Source organism: Thiorhodococcus mannitoliphagus (assembly GCF_010915725.1).
GTDB classification, from domain to species: Bacteria; Pseudomonadota; Gammaproteobacteria; order Chromatiales; family Chromatiaceae; genus Thiorhodococcus; species Thiorhodococcus mannitoliphagus.
The window spans coordinates 1-2,532 of the sequence record NZ_JAAIJR010000281.1; the positions used below are offsets into that span (position 1 = coordinate 1).

Sequence of the window (2,532 nt, forward strand, 5' to 3'; positions counted from 1 at the left end):
GAGTTGTTCAATAGATTGAAATATAAATGGTTTATGGAAAATGAATAACGTTGGCTATTCTTAGCCTGACGGCTATGGGGTTTCGGGTGCTCTTCGAGCGTCTCGATGCCGGCGACCGGCCGGTGCGGGCGCACCTGGGACTGGTGCTGTTCGCGCCCAAGGACCAGGCCACCGCCGCGGCCTCGAACCTGCGCACCTATTGGCGCGAGCTGGGCTTTCAGGTGGTGAGCGACCGTTTCTTCACGCTCCCCCTGTTTCTCAACTGTCTACCCTTCGGCACCGACCGCACCGCCATCCGCGACATGCAGCGCTACCGCACCCTGGCGGCCTCGCATGCGGTCAACCTGATGCCGGTGCATGGGGACTGGAAAGGGACCGGCACCCCGGTGTTGAACCTCATCAGCCGGGGCGGACAGCTGATGAACCTCTCGCTGTTCGACTCGGCCTCCAACTACAACGCCTGCATTGCGGCCCAGTCGGGCGCCGGTAAGTCCTTTCTGACCAACGAGCTGATCTCCACGACCTTGTCTGTGGGTGGGCGCTGCTGGGTGATCGATGTCGGGCGCTCCTACGAGAAGCTCTGCGAGGCCCTGGACGGTCAGTTCCTGGCCTTCACCCGCGAGGCGCGGATCTGCCTCAATCCCTTCGAGCTGGTGGTCCACTGGGACGAGGAGGCCGACATGATCGCGGCCCTGGTCGGGGCCATGATCGCACCCTCGGGCGGGCTGGACGACTATGCACTCTCGGGGCTCAAGCGGGTGCTCAAGATCCTGTGGGATGCCGAGGGAGCGGCGATGACCATCGACGGCATCGCCACCGCCCTGACCGCCGAGCCTGATCCCCGGCTGCGCGATCTGGGCACCCAGATCTATCCCTTCACCACCTCGGGCGAGTACGGGCGTTTTTTCAACGGACCCAACAGCATCCAATTCTCCGCGCCCTTCGTCGTACTGGAATTGGAGGAGCTGAAGGGCCGCAAGCACCTCCAGCAGGTGGTGCTGCTGCAGCTCATCTATCAGATCCAGCAGGCGATGTACCTCGGTGAGCGCGACCAGGCCAAGCTGGTCATCCTCGACGAGGCCTGGGATCTGCTCACCCAGGGCGATGTCGCCCGCTTCATCGAGACCGGCTACCGGCGCTTTCGCAAGTACCGCGGTGCGGCGGTCACGGTCACCCAGTCGCTCAACGACCTCTATGCCCATCCGACCGGGCGGGCGATCGCCGAGAACTCGGCCCACACCTTCCTGCTCGCTCAGCCGGCGCAGGCGATTGATCAGCTGCGCGCCGCCAAGCGCCTGCCGCTGACCGAGGGCGGGGCGGAACGCTTAAAGACCGTGCACACGGTCCCCGGCGTCTATTCCGAGATCCTGGTCATCGGCGACTACGGGGCCGGAATCGGGCGGCTGGTGGTGGATCCCTTCCGTCAGCTGCTCTATTCGACCCACCCTCGCGATGTTGCGGCGCTCGGTGCGCTGCGCCGGCAGGGCTTGTCGATCGACGCGGCGATCCGGAAGTTGCTGGCGGAGCCTGGGCATGGCTGAGGGTCGGACATGCGTAGCGCCAGAGCCGCCGCGCCCAGGTGTTCGGACGACGGGGGAGGCGGGGCGGCGAGGGCTGACCACGGTCGTTCTTGTCGCTGGACTCATGTCCCTGGCGAGCAGCGTCTCTCTGAGCCTCTGGTGGCAGCGTCAGCTCGCCCTGGCCCTGGAGGTTCGGCCGCCGGTGCTGCTGCTGGACCTGTCCGCGGCCGCCCGTGGCGCCGACCCGGCGCAGATGACGGCGATCCTGCGCGACTATACCCAGGCCGCCGAGCGCCTGGCCGCGCGGGGCATACTGGTCCTGGATCGTCATGCGGTGCTGGCCGCTCCGTCTGCGCTGACGGTTCTGGAAACGGAGGTGCCGTATGCGCCCGAGTAGGACTGAGAAAGGTGCTCAAGGTCGGCTCTTGGGGCGTCGCTGGTGGGGCGGCATTCGGCCGCTGCGTTGGCGCTGGGCGGTGCTGGCCGTCGTGGCTCTCGGTGTGGTGCTGGGCCTCGGCGCCTATGGCGCGATCCGCTACCGCCTTGGGATCGATCTGCAGGCGCACAGTTGTCTGGAGTCCTCGCGGGTCTTTCTGATCGACACCTTCGCCGGCCCCGAGGAGGTGATCCAGGGGGATTTGGTGGCCTTCCGCGCACAGGGCCTGGGCGTGCCCGCCTTCGAGGGACGTCTCTTCGTCAAACACGCCGCCGGGGTGCCGGGAGACTGGGTGACGGTCACGCTCGCCGAGACCGCGATCAACGGCATGCCGATGGCGCAAGGACTGGCACTGGCCCCGGCGCTAAAGCGCGATCCGGCGGGCCTGCTGCGCCACGAGCGGGTTCCGGTCGAGCACTTCTGGATGCTTGGCGAGACCTGTGGTGGACCCCAAGTCAAGGACAGTTTTAGCCAGAAATTAAGTTAGTCCGCCTCTGCCATTGCAGCCGTTTGTGGCTGCCCGATGTTGCCGCTAGAACTCGTGGTGGTGTTGAGTGACTTACCCCCCCGTTTCTG

The 2,532-nt window shown here is 65.8% G+C and carries 3 protein-coding genes; all 3 read left to right on the forward strand.

Features of this window, described 5'->3' with window-relative positions; translation table 11 throughout:
- Positions 1-50: 50 nt before the first annotated feature.
- The 3 genes from G3480_RS26115 to G3480_RS26125 are packed head-to-tail and all read left to right on the forward strand — an operon-like array spanning position 51 to position 2,443.
- Entirely contained in the window at positions 51-1,541 is a 1,491-nt protein-coding gene (locus tag G3480_RS26115; protein WP_476718475.1) for a TraG/VirB4 family ATPase, read from the forward strand.
- On the forward strand, positions 1,534-1,917 hold the full coding sequence (locus tag G3480_RS26120; RefSeq protein ID WP_164657123.1) for a hypothetical protein: 384 nt from the start codon (positions 1,534-1,536) through the stop codon (positions 1,915-1,917). Before G3480_RS26115 ends, G3480_RS26120 begins: the two co-directional genes overlap by 8 nt.
- A complete protein-coding gene (locus G3480_RS26125) occupies positions 1,904-2,443 on the forward strand; it encodes a S26 family signal peptidase (protein WP_164657124.1) in 540 nt (179 codons plus the stop codon). Before G3480_RS26120 ends, G3480_RS26125 begins: the two co-directional genes overlap by 14 nt.
- Positions 2,444-2,532 lie beyond the last annotated feature (89 nt).

Bases quoted from the DNA above. Each gene is read 5' to 3' on its own strand.
- G3480_RS26125 (WP_164657124.1), top strand. From the start codon at position 1,904: ATGCGCCCGAGTAGGACTGAGAAAGGTGCTCAAGGTCGGCTCTTGGGG.
- G3480_RS26120 (WP_164657123.1), top strand. From the start codon at position 1,534: ATGGCTGAGGGTCGGACATGCGTAGCGCCAGAGCCGCCGCGCCCAGGT.